At 60.0% G+C, this 16550-nt stretch carries 13 protein-coding genes; 9 read left to right on the top strand and 4 right to left on the bottom strand.

Translation table 11 applies throughout. The features are described 5' to 3' along the window. Positions 1 to 2 precede the first annotated feature (2 nt). From smc to ffh, 3 genes are read left to right on the top strand one after another with little or no spacing between them, the layout of a single operon-like run. A complete protein-coding gene (gene smc, locus I2H81_RS07115; protein WP_195645048.1) occupies positions 3 to 3539 on the top strand; it encodes a chromosome segregation protein SMC in 3537 nt (1178 codons plus the stop codon). Next, entirely contained in the window at positions 3539 to 4456 is a 918-nt protein-coding gene (gene ftsY, locus I2H81_RS07110) for a signal recognition particle-docking protein FtsY (protein WP_195645047.1), read from the top strand. Before smc ends, ftsY begins: the two co-directional genes overlap by 1 nt. A 10-nt stretch (positions 4457 to 4466) precedes the next feature. Further along, complete coding sequence (gene ffh, locus I2H81_RS07105; RefSeq protein WP_195234549.1) at positions 4467 to 5951, top strand: signal recognition particle protein; 1485 nt, start codon at positions 4467 to 4469, stop codon at positions 5949 to 5951. A 117-nt stretch (positions 5952 to 6068) separates the two neighbouring features. Here ffh and I2H81_RS07100 read toward each other — a convergent pair whose 3' ends face one another. After that, positions 6069 to 6833, bottom strand: a complete 765-nt coding sequence (locus I2H81_RS07100) for a DUF134 domain-containing protein (protein WP_195645046.1) — start codon at positions 6831 to 6833, stop codon at positions 6069 to 6071. A 166-nt stretch (positions 6834 to 6999) separates the two neighbouring features. Between I2H81_RS07100 and thyA the strand changes: the two genes are divergently transcribed. The 4 genes from thyA to I2H81_RS07080 all read left to right on the top strand — a co-directional run bounded on the left by thyA (position 7000) and on the right by I2H81_RS07080 (position 10887). Next, positions 7000 to 7848, top strand: coding sequence for a thymidylate synthase (gene thyA / locus I2H81_RS07095; RefSeq protein WP_022093832.1), 849 nt, complete (start codon positions 7000 to 7002; stop codon positions 7846 to 7848). Between the two features lie 9 nt (positions 7849 to 7857). Beyond that, complete coding sequence (locus I2H81_RS07090; RefSeq protein ID WP_195645045.1) at positions 7858 to 8376, top strand: dihydrofolate reductase; 519 nt, start codon at positions 7858 to 7860, stop codon at positions 8374 to 8376. A gap of 109 nt (positions 8377 to 8485) precedes the next feature. Continuing rightward, positions 8486 to 9400 carry a TrmH family RNA methyltransferase gene (locus I2H81_RS07085; RefSeq protein WP_195645044.1) on the top strand — a complete coding sequence of 305 codons (915 nt, stop codon included), beginning with the start codon at positions 8486 to 8488 and terminating at the stop codon, positions 9398 to 9400. A 137-nt stretch (positions 9401 to 9537) separates the two neighbouring features. Then, entirely contained in the window at positions 9538 to 10887 is a 1350-nt protein-coding gene (locus I2H81_RS07080) for an MATE family efflux transporter (protein ID WP_161115832.1), read from the top strand. Positions 10888 to 10909: 22 nt separating this feature from the next. Here the strand turns inward: I2H81_RS07080 and I2H81_RS07075 are convergent, their stop codons facing one another. Continuing rightward, positions 10910 to 11395, bottom strand: coding sequence for a cob(I)yrinic acid a,c-diamide adenosyltransferase (locus tag I2H81_RS07075; protein ID WP_195645043.1), 486 nt, complete (start codon positions 11393 to 11395; stop codon positions 10910 to 10912). Positions 11396 to 11487: 92 nt separating this feature from the next. Between I2H81_RS07075 and ftsH the strand changes: the two genes are divergently transcribed. Both ftsH and I2H81_RS07065 read left to right on the top strand, forming a co-directional pair. Next, a complete protein-coding gene (gene ftsH / locus I2H81_RS07070; RefSeq protein ID WP_195645042.1) occupies positions 11488 to 13380 on the top strand; it encodes an ATP-dependent zinc metalloprotease FtsH in 1893 nt (630 codons plus the stop codon). Between the two features lie 76 nt (positions 13381 to 13456). Further along, entirely contained in the window at positions 13457 to 13948 is a 492-nt protein-coding gene (locus I2H81_RS07065; protein WP_195645041.1) for a 2-thiouracil desulfurase family protein, read from the top strand. Positions 13949 to 14242: 294 nt separating this feature from the next. On the opposite strand, the gene I2H81_RS07060 is transcribed toward I2H81_RS07065, so the two are convergent. Together I2H81_RS07060 and I2H81_RS07055 are read right to left on the bottom strand one after the other, a co-directional pair. After that, on the bottom strand, positions 14243 to 14845 hold the full coding sequence (locus tag I2H81_RS07060; RefSeq protein WP_195645040.1) for a Type 1 glutamine amidotransferase-like domain-containing protein: 603 nt from the start codon (positions 14843 to 14845) through the stop codon (positions 14243 to 14245). Positions 14846 to 15359: 514 nt separating this feature from the next. Then, positions 15360 to 16442: an iron-containing alcohol dehydrogenase family protein gene (locus I2H81_RS07055; RefSeq protein WP_195645039.1), complete on the bottom strand. Its 1083-nt coding sequence runs from the start codon at positions 16440 to 16442 to the stop codon at positions 15360 to 15362. Positions 16443 to 16550 lie beyond the last annotated feature (108 nt).

Genomic DNA, 16550 nt, shown 5'->3' with positions numbered 1-16550 from the left:
CCGTGTATCTCAAGTCCCTCACGCTCAAAGGGTTCAAGTCGTTTGCCGACCGCGCCCATATGTCATTTGAGCCGGGCCTGACCGTCATCGTCGGTCCCAACGGCTCGGGAAAATCGAACATCTCCGACTCGATTCTGTGGGTCCTGGGCGAGCAGAGCGCCAAGCAGCTGCGCGGCCAGGCCATGGAGGACGTCATCTTCTCGGGCTCGTCGGCACGCAAGCCGGTGGGTGTCGCTGAGGTCACGCTGGTGCTCGATAACTCGGACCATATGCTGCCCGTCGATTTTGACGAGGTCGCCATCACCCGTCGCATGTATCGCTCGGGCGAAAGCGAGTACCTCATCAACTCGAGTCCGTGCCGCCTGATGGACATTCAGGACATCCTGCACGATTCGGGCCTGGGCAAGGATACGCATTCCATCATTAGCCAGGGCAAGCTCGACGCCATTTTGCAGAGCCGCCCCGAGGAGCGCCGCGCCCTCATCGAGGAGGCAGCCGGCATCTCCAAGCACAAGTGCCGCAAGGAGCGTGCGCTCAAAAAGATTAAATCGATGGACGAGCACCTGACCCGTGCCCGCGACATCAATAAGGAAATTGCCCGTCAGCTGCGACCGCTGGAGCGTCAGGTCGATCGTGCGCGCAAGTACAAAGAGCTGTCCTCGCGCGCGAACGAGCTTACGCAGATGCTAGCCGTCGACGAGCTGCGTTCGCTGCAGTCGCAGTGGAACGACCTGGAGAGCCGCTCCAAGGAAGGCGCCGCCGAGCTGGAGCTTGCGCAGTACCGCATGGGCGAAAAGGAGCGCGAGCTCGAGAAGCTCCAGGTCATGCTCGAGGAAAAGGGCTTGTTTGTGGGCGATCTGGGCGAGCAGCGCCGCCATATGCAAGATGTGGTCGGTCGCATTAACTCCGATATGCGCCTGCTCGAGGAAAAGGGCCACAACATGGTGTCGCGCTTGTCCGACATGCGCGGGCAGATTTCGAGCTCCGAGCATCAGCGTCGTCGCGTGGTAGAGGAGCTCGAGGATGCACGTGCGCAGCTTGAGGAAGTGACCGGCGCGCACATGCAGGCCCAGGAGGACGTTGACGCCGCCGGACCTGCCGCCGCCGAGCTCCACGAGCGTCGCGTTGCGCTCGACAATCAGATTTCGCAGCTTACGCGTGAGCAACGCGATGTGCAACGTGGGGCCGATAACGCGGCACTCGAACTCGCCAAGGTGAAGGACTCGCTGAGTAACGCCGAGGTCGAGGACAACATGTATGCCTCGCGCCTGGAGCAGATCGATGACCAGCTCGAGGAGGTCACGGCCTCGCTCGAGAGCCGTCGCGACCGCGCCGAGGAGCTTGAGGGTGCTCTTGAGGAAGCGCGCCAGGCTCAGGTCGATGCGCGTGAAGCCACCGAGACGGCACGCGCGGCCCTGAAGGACCTGCGTGCCCGCGAGAGCGAGGTACGCAACAAGTTATCCGAGGTGCGCTCGGAGCTTGCCAGCCAAAAGAAGCTTGATGCCCGCATGGCAGACAGCTCGCCGCTGGTGAGCCGTCTGATGGGCGCACTGGGCGATGATGTCTCGGGTCGTCTGGGTGACGTGCTCGAGGCTCCTCGTGAGCTCGAGGGCCTGGTTGAGCAATTGCTTGCCGGCGATATCGATGCTCTTTTGTTTGATGACGCCGCCACGCTTGAGCGTGCCGGTCGTGCCGCTCTGGACCAGAAGAAGGCCTCGGGCGAGGCACTGCTGGTGGCGCGCGGCGTGAGCGGCTCTACCGCCGCTGAGGGCGCCTCCGGTACCCGTCTGGTTGATCGTCTGTCCGTTCGCGCAGGCTTCGGCCCCGTCGTCGAGGCGCTGCTCGGCGGCTATTACGTCGTGGACGATCTTGCTGCCGCGCTGTCGGCGCCGGTTGTTGACGGCGTGACTTACGTGACCCCTGATGGCGCCCGCGTCGCCTGCGGCGGCCTGGTGCGTGTGGGGCTCGACGCCGGCGAGGCTTCGGGTGCTTTGGAGCGCAAGCGTCGCATTCGCGAGCTGGAGGGCCTGGAGCCCGATCTGGCTGCTGTGTTTGAGCATGTGTCGGATCAGGTCGTCGAGGCCAATGCGGCCGTCGAAGAGGCGCGTGCCGCTGAGGGCGATGCCGCCGGCGAGATCGCCCGTCTTGAGGGCGAGCGCCGTTCGCTGCTCTCCGAGATTGGCCGCCTGGAGCAAAGCGCCAACAATGCCGAGGTCGAGCGCGTGCGTATTTCCAAGCGCCGCGAGCAGGCTGCCGAGGCCGTTCGCGCTGCGCGCCCGCGCGTGGACGAGCTCACCCGTTCGCGCGACGAGGCTCGAGCGCAGGCAAGCGACCTGGGCTTGCAGATTGCCGAGGCCAACGACGAACTCGACCGCGTTCGCCGTGACGATTCCGAGGCCGCCGGCAAGCTCGCCGATGCCAAGGTCCGCCTGGCCCAGACGAGCGAGCGCCTTCGTTCTCTGAAGGGCCGCGTGCCCGATCTGGAGCATCGCCTGGAGGGCATCGACCGCCGTATCCGCGGAACACGCCAGGCCTCGCGCTCACTCGAGTTGCTGCGCCTGCGCGTCGATCCCATGCACGAGCGCTATTCGGCCCTGCTGGAGCGCGCGTCAGATTGGGCCGCACGTCTGCGTGACCAGGCCTCTCTGGAGGAGGCGGACTCCGCTTCGCTCAAGAAGACCATCGAGGATGCCAAGGCAGAGGTTGCCCGCGCTAAGGAGCGGGTCGATACCGCCGCCGCGACGCAAAACGAGTTTAAGGTCGCGCGTGGCAAGCTCGAGGTGCAGGTCGAGGCTGCCATCAAGGCCATCACCGCCGACGGTACCACGGTGCTCGAGGAAGCGCTCATGCTGCCGGCGCCCACCGATCGCGATGCCGCCGAGCGGGAACTTAACCAGCTCGTGCGCCAGATCAACAACCTGGGTCCTGTGAACCAGGTCGCCATGGAGGAGTACGAGCAGCTCAAGCGTCGCGCCGATTACATCGAGGAGCAGCTGGCCGATCTGGAGAGCGCGCGCAAGGCGCTCACCAAGATCACCGTGGCCATCGACCGCAAGATGCGTAAGGCCTTTCTGGTGACCTTTGAGAAGGTCGATGTGAACTTCCGTGAGATCTTCGCCATGCTGTTCCCGGGTGGTCAGGCGCATCTGGAGATGACCGACCCCGAGCATCCGGCCGAGACAGGCATCGAGGTCGTGGCGCAGCCGCGCGGCAAGCGCATCACCAAGATGATGCTCATGTCGGGCGGCGAGAAGAGTCTGACGGCGCTCGCCCTGCTCTTTGCCGTGTACCGCACGCGCACGGTGCCGTTCTATGTGCTGGACGAGGTCGAGGCGGCGCTCGACGACGCCAACCTGTCCAAGCTCATCGGTGCCCTCGATGTGCTGCGTTCCGATACGCAGCTCTTGGTCATTTCGCATCAGCGCCGTACTATGGAGGACGCTGACGTTCTCTACGGCGTCTCGATGCAAGCCGACGGCGTCAGTCGCGTCGTCTCGCAAAAACTCGATCGCGAAACCGGAAAGGTCGTGAATGCATAATGGGATTCTTTGACGCACTCTCGCGCGGACTCGAGCGCAGCCGCGAGGCCCTCAACGAGGTCTTCTACTTTGGCGGCGAGGTCGACGAGGATTTTTGGGAGGATCTTGAGGACACCCTCGTTATGGGTGACATGGGTGCCGAGGTCGCCATTCAGGTCTCCGATGACCTGCGCGAGACGGCCGCCAAGAAGAACCTCAAGACCGCCCCGCAGCTCCGTCGCGCCCTAGCCGAGCAGCTTGAGCAGCACTTTGTGCCCATCGAGCGCGATCCGTTCTCCGATACGCCGAGCTGCGTGCTGTTTGTAGGCATTAACGGTGCCGGCAAGACCACGACGGTCGGTAAGATCGCGAGCGCCATGGCTGCCCGCGGCAAGAATGTCGTGATCGGTTCGGCCGATACCTTCCGCGCTGCCGCCATCGAGCAGCTCGATGTGTGGGGCCAGCGTGCCGGCGTCCCCGTCATCAAGCGCGATCGCGGCTCCGATCCGGCAAGCGTTTGCTACGACGTGCTCGACGAGGCCGATAAACGCGGCAGCGACCTGGTGCTTATCGACACCGCCGGCCGCCTGCACACGAGCCCCGAGCTCATGCGCGAGCTCGCCAAGGTGGTCAACGTGACGCGTAAGCGCGCCGCCAATATGGCCGCCGGCCCCATGCCCGTCTCGGTCGTGCTCGTGATCGATGCCGCCACCGGCCAGAACGGTCTGAACCAGGCGCTCGAGTTTAACGAGGCACTGGGTCTGGACGGTATTATCATGACGAAGCTCGACGGCACGGCAAAGGGCGGTATCGCCATGGCCGTGGCCGAGAAGCTCAAGCTCCCGATCCTGCGCGTGGGCGTGGGCGAGCAGGTCGATGACCTGCAGGAGTTCAATGCCAAAGATTTCTGCCGCGCCCTGGTGGGCGAGTCCAATTAAGGAGTGACTAGTGTTTGATTCCCTGAGCGATCGCCTCAACGACACATTTGACCGTCTGCGCGGCAAGGGCAAGTTGACCGAGGCCGATATCACCTCGGCCATGCGCGACATCCGCATGGCGCTGCTCGAGGCCGACGTCAACTTTAAGGTCGTCAAGGAGTTTGTCGCCAAGACCAAGGAGCGCTGCATGACCGCCGAGGTCATGGAGTCGCTGTCGCCGGCACAAAATGTCGTCAAGATCGTGCTCGACGAGCTCACCGAGATGCTCGGCTCTACCGAGAGCAAGCTCGTCTTTAGCAACCGCATTCCCAATGTCATCATGCTCGTGGGCCTGCAGGGCTCCGGTAAGACCACGGCGGCCGTAAAGCTTGCCTACCTGCTCAAGAAGCAGGGCCGCTCGCCGCTGCTCGCCGCGTGCGATGTCTACCGTCCCGCCGCTGCCGACCAGCTGGCCACGCTTGGCGGAGAGATCGGCGTACCGGTCTTCCGCGGCGACGGTGCACACCCGGTCGACATCGCCAAGGGCGCCATCCAGGAGGCCGTCGACCACCTGCGCGACGTGGTCATCGTCGATACCGCCGGTCGTCTGCAGATCGACGAACAGATGATGCAGGAAGCCGTGGACATCAAGAAGGCCGTCAAGCCCGATCAGGTGCTGATGGTCGTCGATGCCATGACCGGCCAGGACATCGTCAACGTCGTCTCGACCTTTGCCGAGCGAACCGACTTTGACGGCGTGATCATCTCCAAGCTCGACGGCGATGCCCGTGGCGGCGGCGCGCTTTCCGTGCGCCAGGTGACCGGTAAGCCCATCAAGTTCGTGAGCATGGGCGAGAAACCCGATTCGCTGGAGCCGTTCTATCCCGATCGTATGGCCAAGCGCATTCTGGGCATGGGCGACGTCGTCGGCATCATCGAGAAGGCCCAGGAGGCCGCCGATGCCGAGCAGCTCGAGGCTGCCGAGCGCATGCTGCGCGAGGGCTTCACCATGAACGACATGCTCGACCAGATGAAGGCCGTCAAGAAGATGGGCGGTATGAAGGGCATCCTGGGCATGCTTCCCGGTGGCCAGCGTGCGCTCAACCAGATGGGCGGCAATCTGGACGAGGGCATCTTCGATAAGAACGAAGCCATCATCATGTCGATGACCAAGGAGGAGCGCCTGCGCCCCTCCATCATCAACGGTCAGCGCCGTGCCCGCATTGCCAAGGGTGCCGGTGTGACCCCCACTGAGGTCAACAGCCTTATGAAGCAGTGGGGCGAGATGAACAAGATGATGGGCCGCATGCGCACGATGGCCAATCAGGCACAGGCTGGTGGCAAGAAGGGCAAGAAGGGTAAGAAGGGCAAAAAGATGCGCATGCCCAATATTCCCGGTCTGGATGCCATGGGTCTGGGCGGCATGGGCGGCCTGGGTGGCTTGGGAACGGGCGGTCCCAAGTCCGATATGGACCTGCTGCGTCAGATGGAAGCGCAGATGCGCAATAAAAAGTAATGGCTCTTTTGAGTTGTGTATGGCGAAGGCCGCCTGGATCGTATTCCAGGCGGCCTTCGCCGTTCGGTTGCAGGTTGTTGTACGCGTGGGAGCGTGCTGGCGGCAGGGTATTTGCCGCTAGTGGCAGCCGCAACCCTCGTGGCCCTTGTGCTCGTGATGGCCGTGGCAGCCGCAGGACTCGCCATGCTCATGGGCGTGCTCGTGGTCGTGACCATGGCAGTCGCAGGTGGCCTCGCCGGTCTGCGCGAGCGTGCCCGCGATAAGGGCCTCGACGCAGGCGTCGCAGCTGCCCTGGGCGCCCGCGTAGACCGTGATGCCGGCCTGGGTGAGTGCGTTGATGGCGCCGCCGCCGATACCGCCGCAGATAAGCGTGTCGACGCCGCCGTTGGCAAGCAGGCCCGCCAATGCGCCGTGACCGGTGCCGCCGGTGCCCACGACCTGTTCGTTGAGCACCTTGCCATCCTGGATGTCGTAGATCTTGAACTGCTCACTACGGCCAAAGTGCATAAAGATGTTGCCGTTGTCGTACGTCGTTGCCACCCTCATGGCGCCGACCTCCTTTGCTGGCCATGCGGCCGTCGTTGCGGTGATGGGGGAGTACGCGATAGTGCCGCCCTCGATGACGAGCGCCCGACCATTGATCAGCGCGTTTGCCACCTTGCGATGCGCTCGGCTGCAAATAGCCGCCACCGTGGCACGAGCGATACCCATGTGCTGGGCGACAGCCTCCTGATTGAGGCCTTCCAGGTCGCACAGGCGCAGGACTTCGAGCTCATCGACCGTCATGTCGATCGCGTCTCCGCTGGCCAGGCCATCGGGGGTAAAGCCACGATATTCGGGGATGATCCCAACGCGGCGCAATTTTTCGCGTCTTCCTGCCATGCACACTCCAAACCTGACATATGTCAACAATAGAATAGCGCGCATGAGGAACCACGCAAGGTATTTCTGGCATATGTCAGAAAATGAGGGCTTATGTTTGGGCTGTGGGGCCGCGTGCGCCTGGGCTACAATAAAAATCGCTTATAGGCGACTGACAGGAGGGTCAATGAGCAAGGCTGATCAACAGTTTGTATCCATGTGCCGCGATATTCTGGACCATGGCACCACCACCGAGGGCCAAAAGGTCCGCCCGGTGTGGGAGGACGGCACCCCTGCTTATACCATTAAAAACTTTGGCGTCACGGCCCGCTACGACCTGCGTGAGGAGTTTCCGGCGCTTACCCTGCGTCGTACGGCCCTCAAATCTGCCATGGATGAGATCCTATGGATCTATCAAAAGAAGTCCAATAACGTGCATGACCTCAACAGCCATATTTGGGATGAGTGGGCCGACGAGACCGGCTCCATCGGCAAGGCCTACGGGTATCAGATTGGGCAGAAGAGCCATTATGCCGAGGGTGACTTCGATCAGATGGACCGTGTGCTGTACGACCTTAAGAACACGCCGTACAGCCGCCGCATTATGACGAATACCTACGTGTTTAGCGACCTTTCCGAGATGCACCTGTATCCGTGCGCCTACAGCGTGACGTATAACGTGACACAGCGCCCGCAGGACGATAAGCCCACGCTCAACATGATTCTCAACCAGCGCAGCCAGGACATTTTGGCCGCGAACAACTGGAACGTGTGCCAGTACGCCATCTTGCTGATGATGGTCGCGCAGTCGGTCGATATGATTCCCGGCGAGCTGCTGCATGTGATTGCCGATGCCCACATTTACGACCGCCATGTCGACATCGTCCGCGAACTTATCGAGCGTCCGCAGTTTGCGGCGCCCAAGGTAACGCTTAACCCCGATGTGCACGATTTCTACGCGTTTACGACCGACGACCTGATCGTCGAGGGCTACGAGCACGGCCCGCAGGTCAAGAACATCCCCATTGCGGTATAGGTGGCAGGTATGACGTGTGAGCTTTCTGCCATCGTCGCCGTGTGTGAAGACTGGGGCATTGGCTGCGAGGGCGATATGGTCGTGTCCAATCGCGCCGACATGCGCCATTTTGTGGCGTGTACCAAGGGCTGTCCGGTTATCATGGGACGCAAGACGCTGCTGAGTTTTCCCGGTGGACGTCCGCTCAAGAATCGTCGCAATATCGTGCTCACGCGCGACGAGGATTTTACGCCCGAGGGCGTCGACGTGGTGCATAGTATCGGCGAGGCGCTCGCCGCGGTTGCCGATGAGCCCGTTGCCTGGGTGCTCGGCGGCGGCGATGTCTATCGGCAGTTTTTGCCGTACTGCGTGGAGGCCGAGGTCACGCATAACCACTGCGTCCATCCCGTGGACACGTACTTTCCCAACTTGGACGCCGATCCCGCGTGGGAAGTTGCGCGGCGCGAAGGGGTTGCCACGATTGCCTCGGGCGAGGGCGACGAGGGTGTCGATTATGAGTTCGTAACGTATCGTCGCGTTGAGACGTAAATCGTCCGGCGTGAACGGTATCATCGGATTGTTTGAATGTATGGGGCGGCGCTTAGCGTCGCCTCGTTTGGTATAGATGTGCTGTAAAGAAGGGTGCGGGCTGGCTGCTATGACTGATGCCGTTGAGGTGCTGCGAATTGATTCGCTCGAGGACGAGCGGCTCGATGCCTACGTGCGACTGACCGAGCGCGAGCTGCGCTGCGTGCTGGAGCCGCAAAAGGGCATCTTTATCGCCGAGAGTGCCAAGGTCATCGAGCGTGCGGTTCGCGCCGGATATGAGCCGGTGAGCTTTCTTTTGGGCGAGCGCTGGCTCGACCAGATGATGCCGCTGTTTGAGCGCCTGGCGGCACGCGAGGGCGCGGGTCCGGTTCCCGTGTTCGTGGCCTCGATGGAGCTCATGGAGCAGCTGACGGGTTTTAACGTGACGCGCGGTGCGCTCGCGGCATTCCGTCGCCCGCGACAGATTCCGGTTGATGAGTTCTTGGGCGGCGTCGTCGAGGCGGCGGGGGAGCGCCCAGTGCGCGTGTGCGTGCTCGAGGGCATTGTCGACCACACAAATGTGGGCGCGATTTTCCGCTCGGCTGCCGCTCTCAATGTCGACGGCATTCTGGTGAGCCCTACGTGCTGCGATCCGCTGTACCGTCGCTCGGCCCGCGTGAGCATGGGCACGGTGTTCCAGGTGCCCTGGACGCGCATTGGCAGCGAGGCGCGCGTATGGCCGCATGATGGGCTGGCGGCGCTGCGCGATGCCGGCTTTTCGTGTGCCGCCATGGCGTTGACGGATGACTCCGTTTCGCTGGACGATCCCGCGCTGCAGGAGATTGACCGCCTGGCAATCTTTATGGGAACCGAGGGTGCTGGCTTGGGCGCCAAGACCATTGCCGGCTGCGACCGAGCCGTGCGCATTCCGATGGCGCACGGGGTCGATTCGCTCAACGTGGCCGCGGCGAGTGCCGTCGCCTTTTGGCAGCTGTGCCCGCACGTGAGCAACGAGTATCACTACCAGCCGGGTTTGTATCACTAGGCAAATATTTCGCACCGCGCTCTAATTCGGGGTGTTTCGGTTGCCGCCGGCCGGTGCTAAGCTGGTTTTGGCTTTGGCTTTGGCTTTGGTTCTAAATCGCTGTTTTGTTGTTTGACGTACGCTTTTGGGGAGGGCGTGTGGCTAAGAAATCTACGGCTATCGATGTAACGCAGGGTGTTATTTGGCAGCAGCTGCTTTCGCTGTGCGTTCCCATCTTTTTTAGTTCGTTTTTTCAGCAGGCCTACACGCTTATCGGTACCTATATTGTCGGCCAGTTTGGCGGCAAGCTCGCGCTGGGTGGCATTCAGGCCACGATGGTGCTCACCGAGCTCTGCATTGGTTTTTGCGTTGGAGTCGGTGCCGGCTGCGCGGTCATTACCGGTCAGTATTTTGGCCAGCACGATGATGAGCGACTGAGTCGTTCGGTCCATACGGCCATGACGCTCGCGCTGGTGGGCGGTATCGTTTTCTCGATTCTTGGCATAGTGTTCGTTGAGCCCATGCTGGTGCTTATGAACACGCCGCATGAACTATTGGCCGAGGGCGTGGCCTATGCTCGTTGTTATTTTGCCGCCATGGTTGCGGCGCTGCTGCTCAATATGGGAACGGCACTGCTGCGCGCCGTGGGCGACACGCGCGGGCCTGCTGTGATCATCGCTTCCGGCTGCCTTGTTAATGCGGTGCTGGATGTCATTTTCGTTGCCGTGCTTCATATGGAGGCTCTGGGCTGCGGCATCGCGGTGGCGCTGACCATTTGCTCCAACGCCACGATGATCGTGATTCGTATGATGCACGCACCGGGTGCGTGGCGGCTTTCACTGTCCAAACTCGGCATTGATCCTGGCATTTGTAAGAGCATGATCTCGTGTGGTCTGCCGCTTGGCTTTCAGTCTGCTGCGTATTCGATTTCCAACGTTTTGATTCAGGTGTCGGTCAATTCGTTTGGTGCCGATGTCACCACGGCGTGGGGTCTTTCGGGCCGTTTGGATGGCATTGTCTGGATGGTTACCGAGGCGCTTGGCGTTTCGATCACCACGTTCTCGGCACAGAACTTTGGCGCACGCAACTACGAGCGTATGCGCAAGGGCTACCATACGTCGCTCGTGCTGTCGTTTATGCTCATTGGTGGCCTGTCTGCCGTGCTGCTGGTGTTCTCGGGTCCGTTGTCGCGTCTGTTTGTCGACGATGCTTCGATTTCGGCGTACACCACGACGATTCTTCATTTTATCGCGCCGTTCTACGCGATCTTCTCGATTATCGAAAACGCGTCGGGCTCCATTCGCGGTGCCGGCGTGAGCTTGCAGCCCATGCTGCTCACGATTTTTGGCACTGTCGTGCTCAGGGTGATCTGGGTGTTTGCGATTATGCCGTTCGATCCATCGCTTGAGCACCTGCTGCTGGTTTACCCCGTAACCTGGCTTATCACGGCCACAATGTTCACCATCTACCACCACAGCGGCAACTGGCTAGGCCGCGCCACCGCCTAGCCATTGGGGACGTCCGCAATGGCTAGTATTCGATGCCTTGGCGGGCTAGGAGGCCTTCGTCGAAGTAGTGTTTGACGGGGCGCATTTCGGTTACTAGGTCGGCAAGATCGGCGAGGGGCAGCAGCCCGCGGCCGGTGAGCACGAGCTCCGTGATGGTTGGTTTCATCGCAATCAACGCTTCAACATCTTCGCGCGTCACAAAGCCCCGTCGCATGGCTTCCCCCAGCTCATCCAAGATCAGCACATCGACCTGGCTAATCTGCTCTCGCGCCAGCTCCATGATCTGTGCGGCACAGGCTCCGGGCGTGTCGCGGTCGGCTTGTACGATGCGTAGCCCCAATCGAGGTGCCGCGTCATGTTCGGCGCAGTGCAGCTTCTTGGCAAACTGAAGCATGAGCACGTTAAGTCCATAGCCCGTGGCGCGCAGCGCGAGCCCCAGCGCAGCCGTCGTCTTGCCCTTGCCGTCGCCCGTGTAGATCTGAACCTTGCCGACTTCCAGTGATGCCATCTCTGTCCTTTCGTGCCCGGCGTCGGTTTATCGCCGTCCCGGTTGGGTATTCTAGATAGCATTATCAACCCCAGTAGATGGAGTTCAAGCAGATGGAGATGGATGACAATAAACGTAGACGGAATATGATCCTCTACGTGCTCATCGCCTTCGTCGTCTACCTCGTGCTCTCGACCGTTCTGTTCCCCAACATCGGTCACACGCAGCAGATTACGAAGACCGATTACTCGACGTTTGTCAAAGCGCTCGATAAGAAGAGCGTCGACAAGGTCGAGTACAACACGGACGATTACACGATTTATTACACCAAGAAGGGCGAGGACGAGAACATCGCCTACAAGACGACCGGTGTGCCGAATGATGCGGGTTTTACCGATCGCGTGCTTGAGTCTGGCGCTTCGCTGGAGTCGGTCGTTCCCGATAAGAACTCGGGTTTGATGACCTACTACCTGCTCACCCTCATTCTTCCCATGGCGATCTTCTTCCTCATTGGCTGGTGGCTCAACCGCCGCATGAAGAAGGCCATGGGCGATGACGGTCCCTCGATGAACTTTGGCGGCGGTGGTTTTGGCGGCGGTGGACTGGGTAAGTCCGGCGCGCGCGTGATCGCCTCCAAGGACGTGGGCGTGACCTTTAAGGATGTCGCCGGCCAGGAAGAGGCCAAGGAGTCCCTCAAGGAGGTCGTCGACTTTCTGGAGAAGCCGCAGCGCTACGAGGAGATCGGCGCCAAGCTGCCGCGCGGTGCCCTCCTTGTCGGCCCTCCGGGTACGGGTAAGACCCTGCTTGCCAAGGCCGTTGCCGGCGAGGCGGGCGTTCCGTTCTTTAGTATTTCTGGTTCTGAGTTCGTCGAGATGTTCGTCGGCCGTGGCGCCGCCAAGGTACGCGATCTGTTTAAGCAGGCCAAGGAAAAGGCCCCGTGCATCGTCTTTATCGATGAGATCGATACCATCGGCAAGAAGCGCGATGGCGGCGGCTTTAGCGGCAACGACGAGCGCGAGCAGACGCTCAACCAGCTGCTGACCGAGATGGACGGCTTCGATAACCACAAGGGTATTGTCGTTCTCGCTGCAACGAACCGGCCTGACAGCCTTGACCCGGCTCTACTGCGCCCTGGCCGCTTTGACCGCCGCATTCCCGTCGAGCTGCCCGATCTGACCGGTCGCAAGAACATCCTCGAGCTGCACGCCAAGAGCGTGAAGACGGAGCCGCCGATCGACCTGACCGCGATTGCCCGCGCCACGCCCGGTGCCTCGGGCGCCGACCTGGCCAACATCATCAACGAGGGCGCCCTGCGTGCCGTCCGCGAGGGCCGCAAGCGCGCGACCCAGGACGACTTTGAGGAGTCGGTGGAGGTCGTCATTGCTGGCCAGCAGCGTAAGTCCACGGTGCTGTCCGACCATGAGAAGCAGGTCGTGTCCTACCATGAGATCGGCCATGCCATCGTTGCCGCCCGCCAGAAGGGATCTGCGCCGGTTACGAAGATCACTATCGTGCCGCGTACGAGCGGCGCTTTGGGCTACACCATGCAGGTCGAGGAGGATGAGCGCTTCCTGACCACGCGCCAGGAGGTGCTCGACAAGCTCGCTGTCTATTGCGGTGGCCGTGCAGCCGAGGAGCTTATCTTTGGCGAGATGACGACCGGCGCCGCCAACGATATCGAGCAGGCCACCAAGCTCGCTCGCAACATGGTGACGCGCTTTGGTATGTCCGACGAGTTTGGCATGATGGCGCTCGGTACCGTTCAGAATGCGTACCTCAACCAGGACACGTCGCTCACCTGCGCCCCCGGTACGGCCGAGCGCGTGGACGCAATTGTCGCCAAGCTGATCGAGGATGCGCACGATCGCGCCCTGCAGATCCTCAAGGAGAACAAGTTCAAGCTCCATGAGCTGGCTCGTTATCTCTACAAGAAGGAGACGATCACGGGCGAGGAGTTCATGAATCTCCTCACGCGCGAGAATCCGCTGATGCCAATGCAGCAGTAATACTGGTTGCGCAGTGTCTATCGCCCCATTTGAGTGTCCATCTCAAATGGGGCGTTTTGCGTGGGGAGAGTTGAATATGAAGATCGTGGTAAGTGCCTGCTTGATGGGCGAGAGCTGCAAGTATAACGGGCTCGACAACTACCATCGCGAGCTGGTCGAGGCTTGCGAGCGCACGGGGGCCGAGGTCCTGCTGGTGTGCCCCGAGGTCTTTGGCGGCCTTTCCACGCCGCGCAAGCCATCCGAGATTGTGAACGGCGAGGTCCGTACCTGCGAGGGCGTCTCGGTCGATCGCGAGTTTCGCCTGGGCGCAGAGCGCGCACTCGATATCTGCGAGCAGGCGGGCGGCCCGTCCGAAATCGCTGCGTGCATCCTTCAAGATCGTAGTCCCTCGTGCGGCGCGGGTCGCATCTACGACGGAACGTTCAGCGGTACGCTCACTGCGGGCAACGGTGTTTTTGTCGATCTGCTGCTGCGTCACGGGTACCGTGTGATTCCGGCTAGCGAGTTCGATCCCAGCATGCTGGAACATTGTCCACAGCACTCGAACCCAACACTTCCTCACGGGTGACCGTTTTGGCATCATCCGTGAAGTTGATATTGAGTACGACCCGGTCATCAAAGACGTAGACCGAGTTGACAGGCGCCGTACCCAGGCAGCCCCTCCCCGCGGCCCTCGCGCAGGAACGCGTAAACGGCCCTCCCGTCTCTTGCGCCTCTCCAGGAACTGTCCACATCAGTGTAGCCAATCCATCCAAGAAATCGTCCGCAGTCCCCATTCTTGCCCCTTTGGGACAGCTTCTTGTTGGGGCGTGCCTGCCCCAAACCCTGCTAGGAACGAGTACAGCAAACTGGAATTATTAAATTAGTCTTTGCAAATTACCTTTGAACCTTCACCATCAATTACAATTCCCTGACGGTTGTCAATTGGGCATAGATTCAAATCCGAAAACTCAGTCATTATTATCTCGGTAGCTTTCTTAAATGGTGCTGTAAGATAATGCGGAAGAACATAGAAATCAATCAAATTAAGCCCTGCATCATCTTCTTGTGAGTAGTCCTCCGGCTTTTCATCCATTTGCTCGATATATTGGATGCTTGGAGCGCATACAATCGCACCTGCCGATTCACCAATCATCAGTTTTCCCTTTGCCATTTCTTTCTTCAACAGCTCATCCGTTCCCGTTTTACGGAGCTGGTCTATAAGGAAAAAAGAATTTCCGCCGGTAAAATAGATCACATCCGTATCTTCAAAAAGAGACTGTATCGTTGAATAAGCCTCCGTTGAAATATCAATTTCAGTTACGATTGCTCCCAACTTTTTGAATAATTTTCGAGCCGAGCCGACATAACCGGTGTAGCCTTCACGCAGCGAAGCTGTTGGAATAAATGCGACTTTTTTATTTTCAATTTCTTCCTTTATCAGACTTCCTACACTTGAAAAGTGAGAGCATAAAAACAGTTTCATCAATATTCTCCTTTATATATAAATTCTTATTTGTTGAACTAAGCCGTGTATACCATACTCTCTAATGAAAGAACGCCCTGATATAGCGAAATTTTGCCGTTTTCCTGCGTACGTGCGTACACACTCCACAGGAATTCTAGGGGGCCTGTCCCCTTAGCACACGGACTTTGGAACAAAGTCTAGTGTGTTACGCCTTGCCAGAGGTGTACAGGCTCCCGGTATGCACGTACGAAGCAATTGCCATCAATGCGCCATATAAGTGGCGATCAAGTTCGCATAAAGCGACCTTGATCCCGCAAAACAAAAGGCAGGATACCATCACCACGATGATACCCTGCCTCTGTTCGTTCCTGTTTACCGTTCCGAGTAGTCCTTCCGCAGAGTTTCCGATAAACAAAAAACGTACCCGAACCCTTTCTCGTAAAGAATCGGGTTCGAGTACGAACTGAATGCTGGAGCAATAAAAAACCACCACAAAGGTGCCTGTCCCCTTTGTGGTGGTTTTGGGCTGGGCCTAGAGCGTGTGGCCGTAGGCGTTGGCGGCCTTGATGGCGGCGGCGAACTTCTCGTCGGTGAAGGGCTCCGGGTTACCCTGCTTCCACTCGTTGGTGGAGTGCGCATATTCACACAGCGCCGGGATATCGGACTCGGAAAGCCCGACCTGCTCAAGCGTCACGGGCAGCCCCATCTCCTTGTTAAAGGCTGCGTAGCGCTCAAGGTTCTCGGTATCGCCCGTGTAGGCAAACAGAACCAGCACGCCTAGACTCACGACCTCGCCGTGCAGGTAGGCGCCCTCGCGCGGGATGCTGCACGTGGCGTTGTAGAACGCATGCGCCACGCTCGAGTTGTAGTAGTAATCGTTTTGGTTGGTCAGGTTGGAGACGTAGCCCGTGTTGACCACGATATCGAGCGCGATCTGCTTGACGGCTTCGGTCGACAGGTTCTGGCGAACGTCCTTAAGACCCTGCACGCCATAGGTAAACAGCGGCTCGGAGCAGGTGTGTGCGAGCGCCAGGCCAAGACCTGCGGTGTGCTCCAGGTTGCCGGCGCTCGTGGCGTACTCGACCTCGGGCTGCTTGGACAGGGCATCGCCCACGCCGGCCCAGAAGTACTCCGCCGGTGCCTCGGCGATGATCTTGGGGTTGATGAAGATGTGCGCGGGGCGATTGGGGTACGAATAGCCCTCGAGCGAGCCGTCGTCGTTGTACACAACGGCAATGGCGGTCGCGGCCGAGCAGTTGGAACAGATCGTCGGTACCGTAAAGACGATCTTCTTGAGCTCGATGGCCGCTGTCTTTACGGTGTCGAGCGCCTTGCCGCCGCCGCATGCGATGAGCACGTCGGCCTCTTGGCATGCGGGGGAGTTCACAACCTTGGCGATATTGGCACGCGTGCTGTTGGTGCCGTAGACGCGCGTCTCCAAAATCTTGACGTCGGTGCCCTCCAGTGCCGCTTCGATACCGGGAAGTGCCGCGGCCAGTGCTCGTTTGCCACCGATGATTGCGACCTTGGTCGCCCCGTACTCGGCCAGCGCGCCGGGCAGCTCGGCAAAGCAGTCCTCGCCGACGGTATAGTCGCTCATTCCAATCGTGCGCATAGGAGCCTTCTTTCGCTAGATAAAGTGCTTTCAGGTATTTTGCTCCAAGTGAGTGCTTGCGGTAGCGAGAAATTTCTAAAGTATGAAACCAATGTTGAGGGTTTTTCG

Source organism: Collinsella aerofaciens (assembly GCF_015561195.1).
Lineage (GTDB): Bacteria > Actinomycetota > Coriobacteriia > Coriobacteriales > Coriobacteriaceae > Collinsella > Collinsella aerofaciens_AC.
The sequence above is the reverse complement of the archived record's forward strand: the minus strand, read 5'-3'. Positions and strand labels throughout refer to the sequence as shown.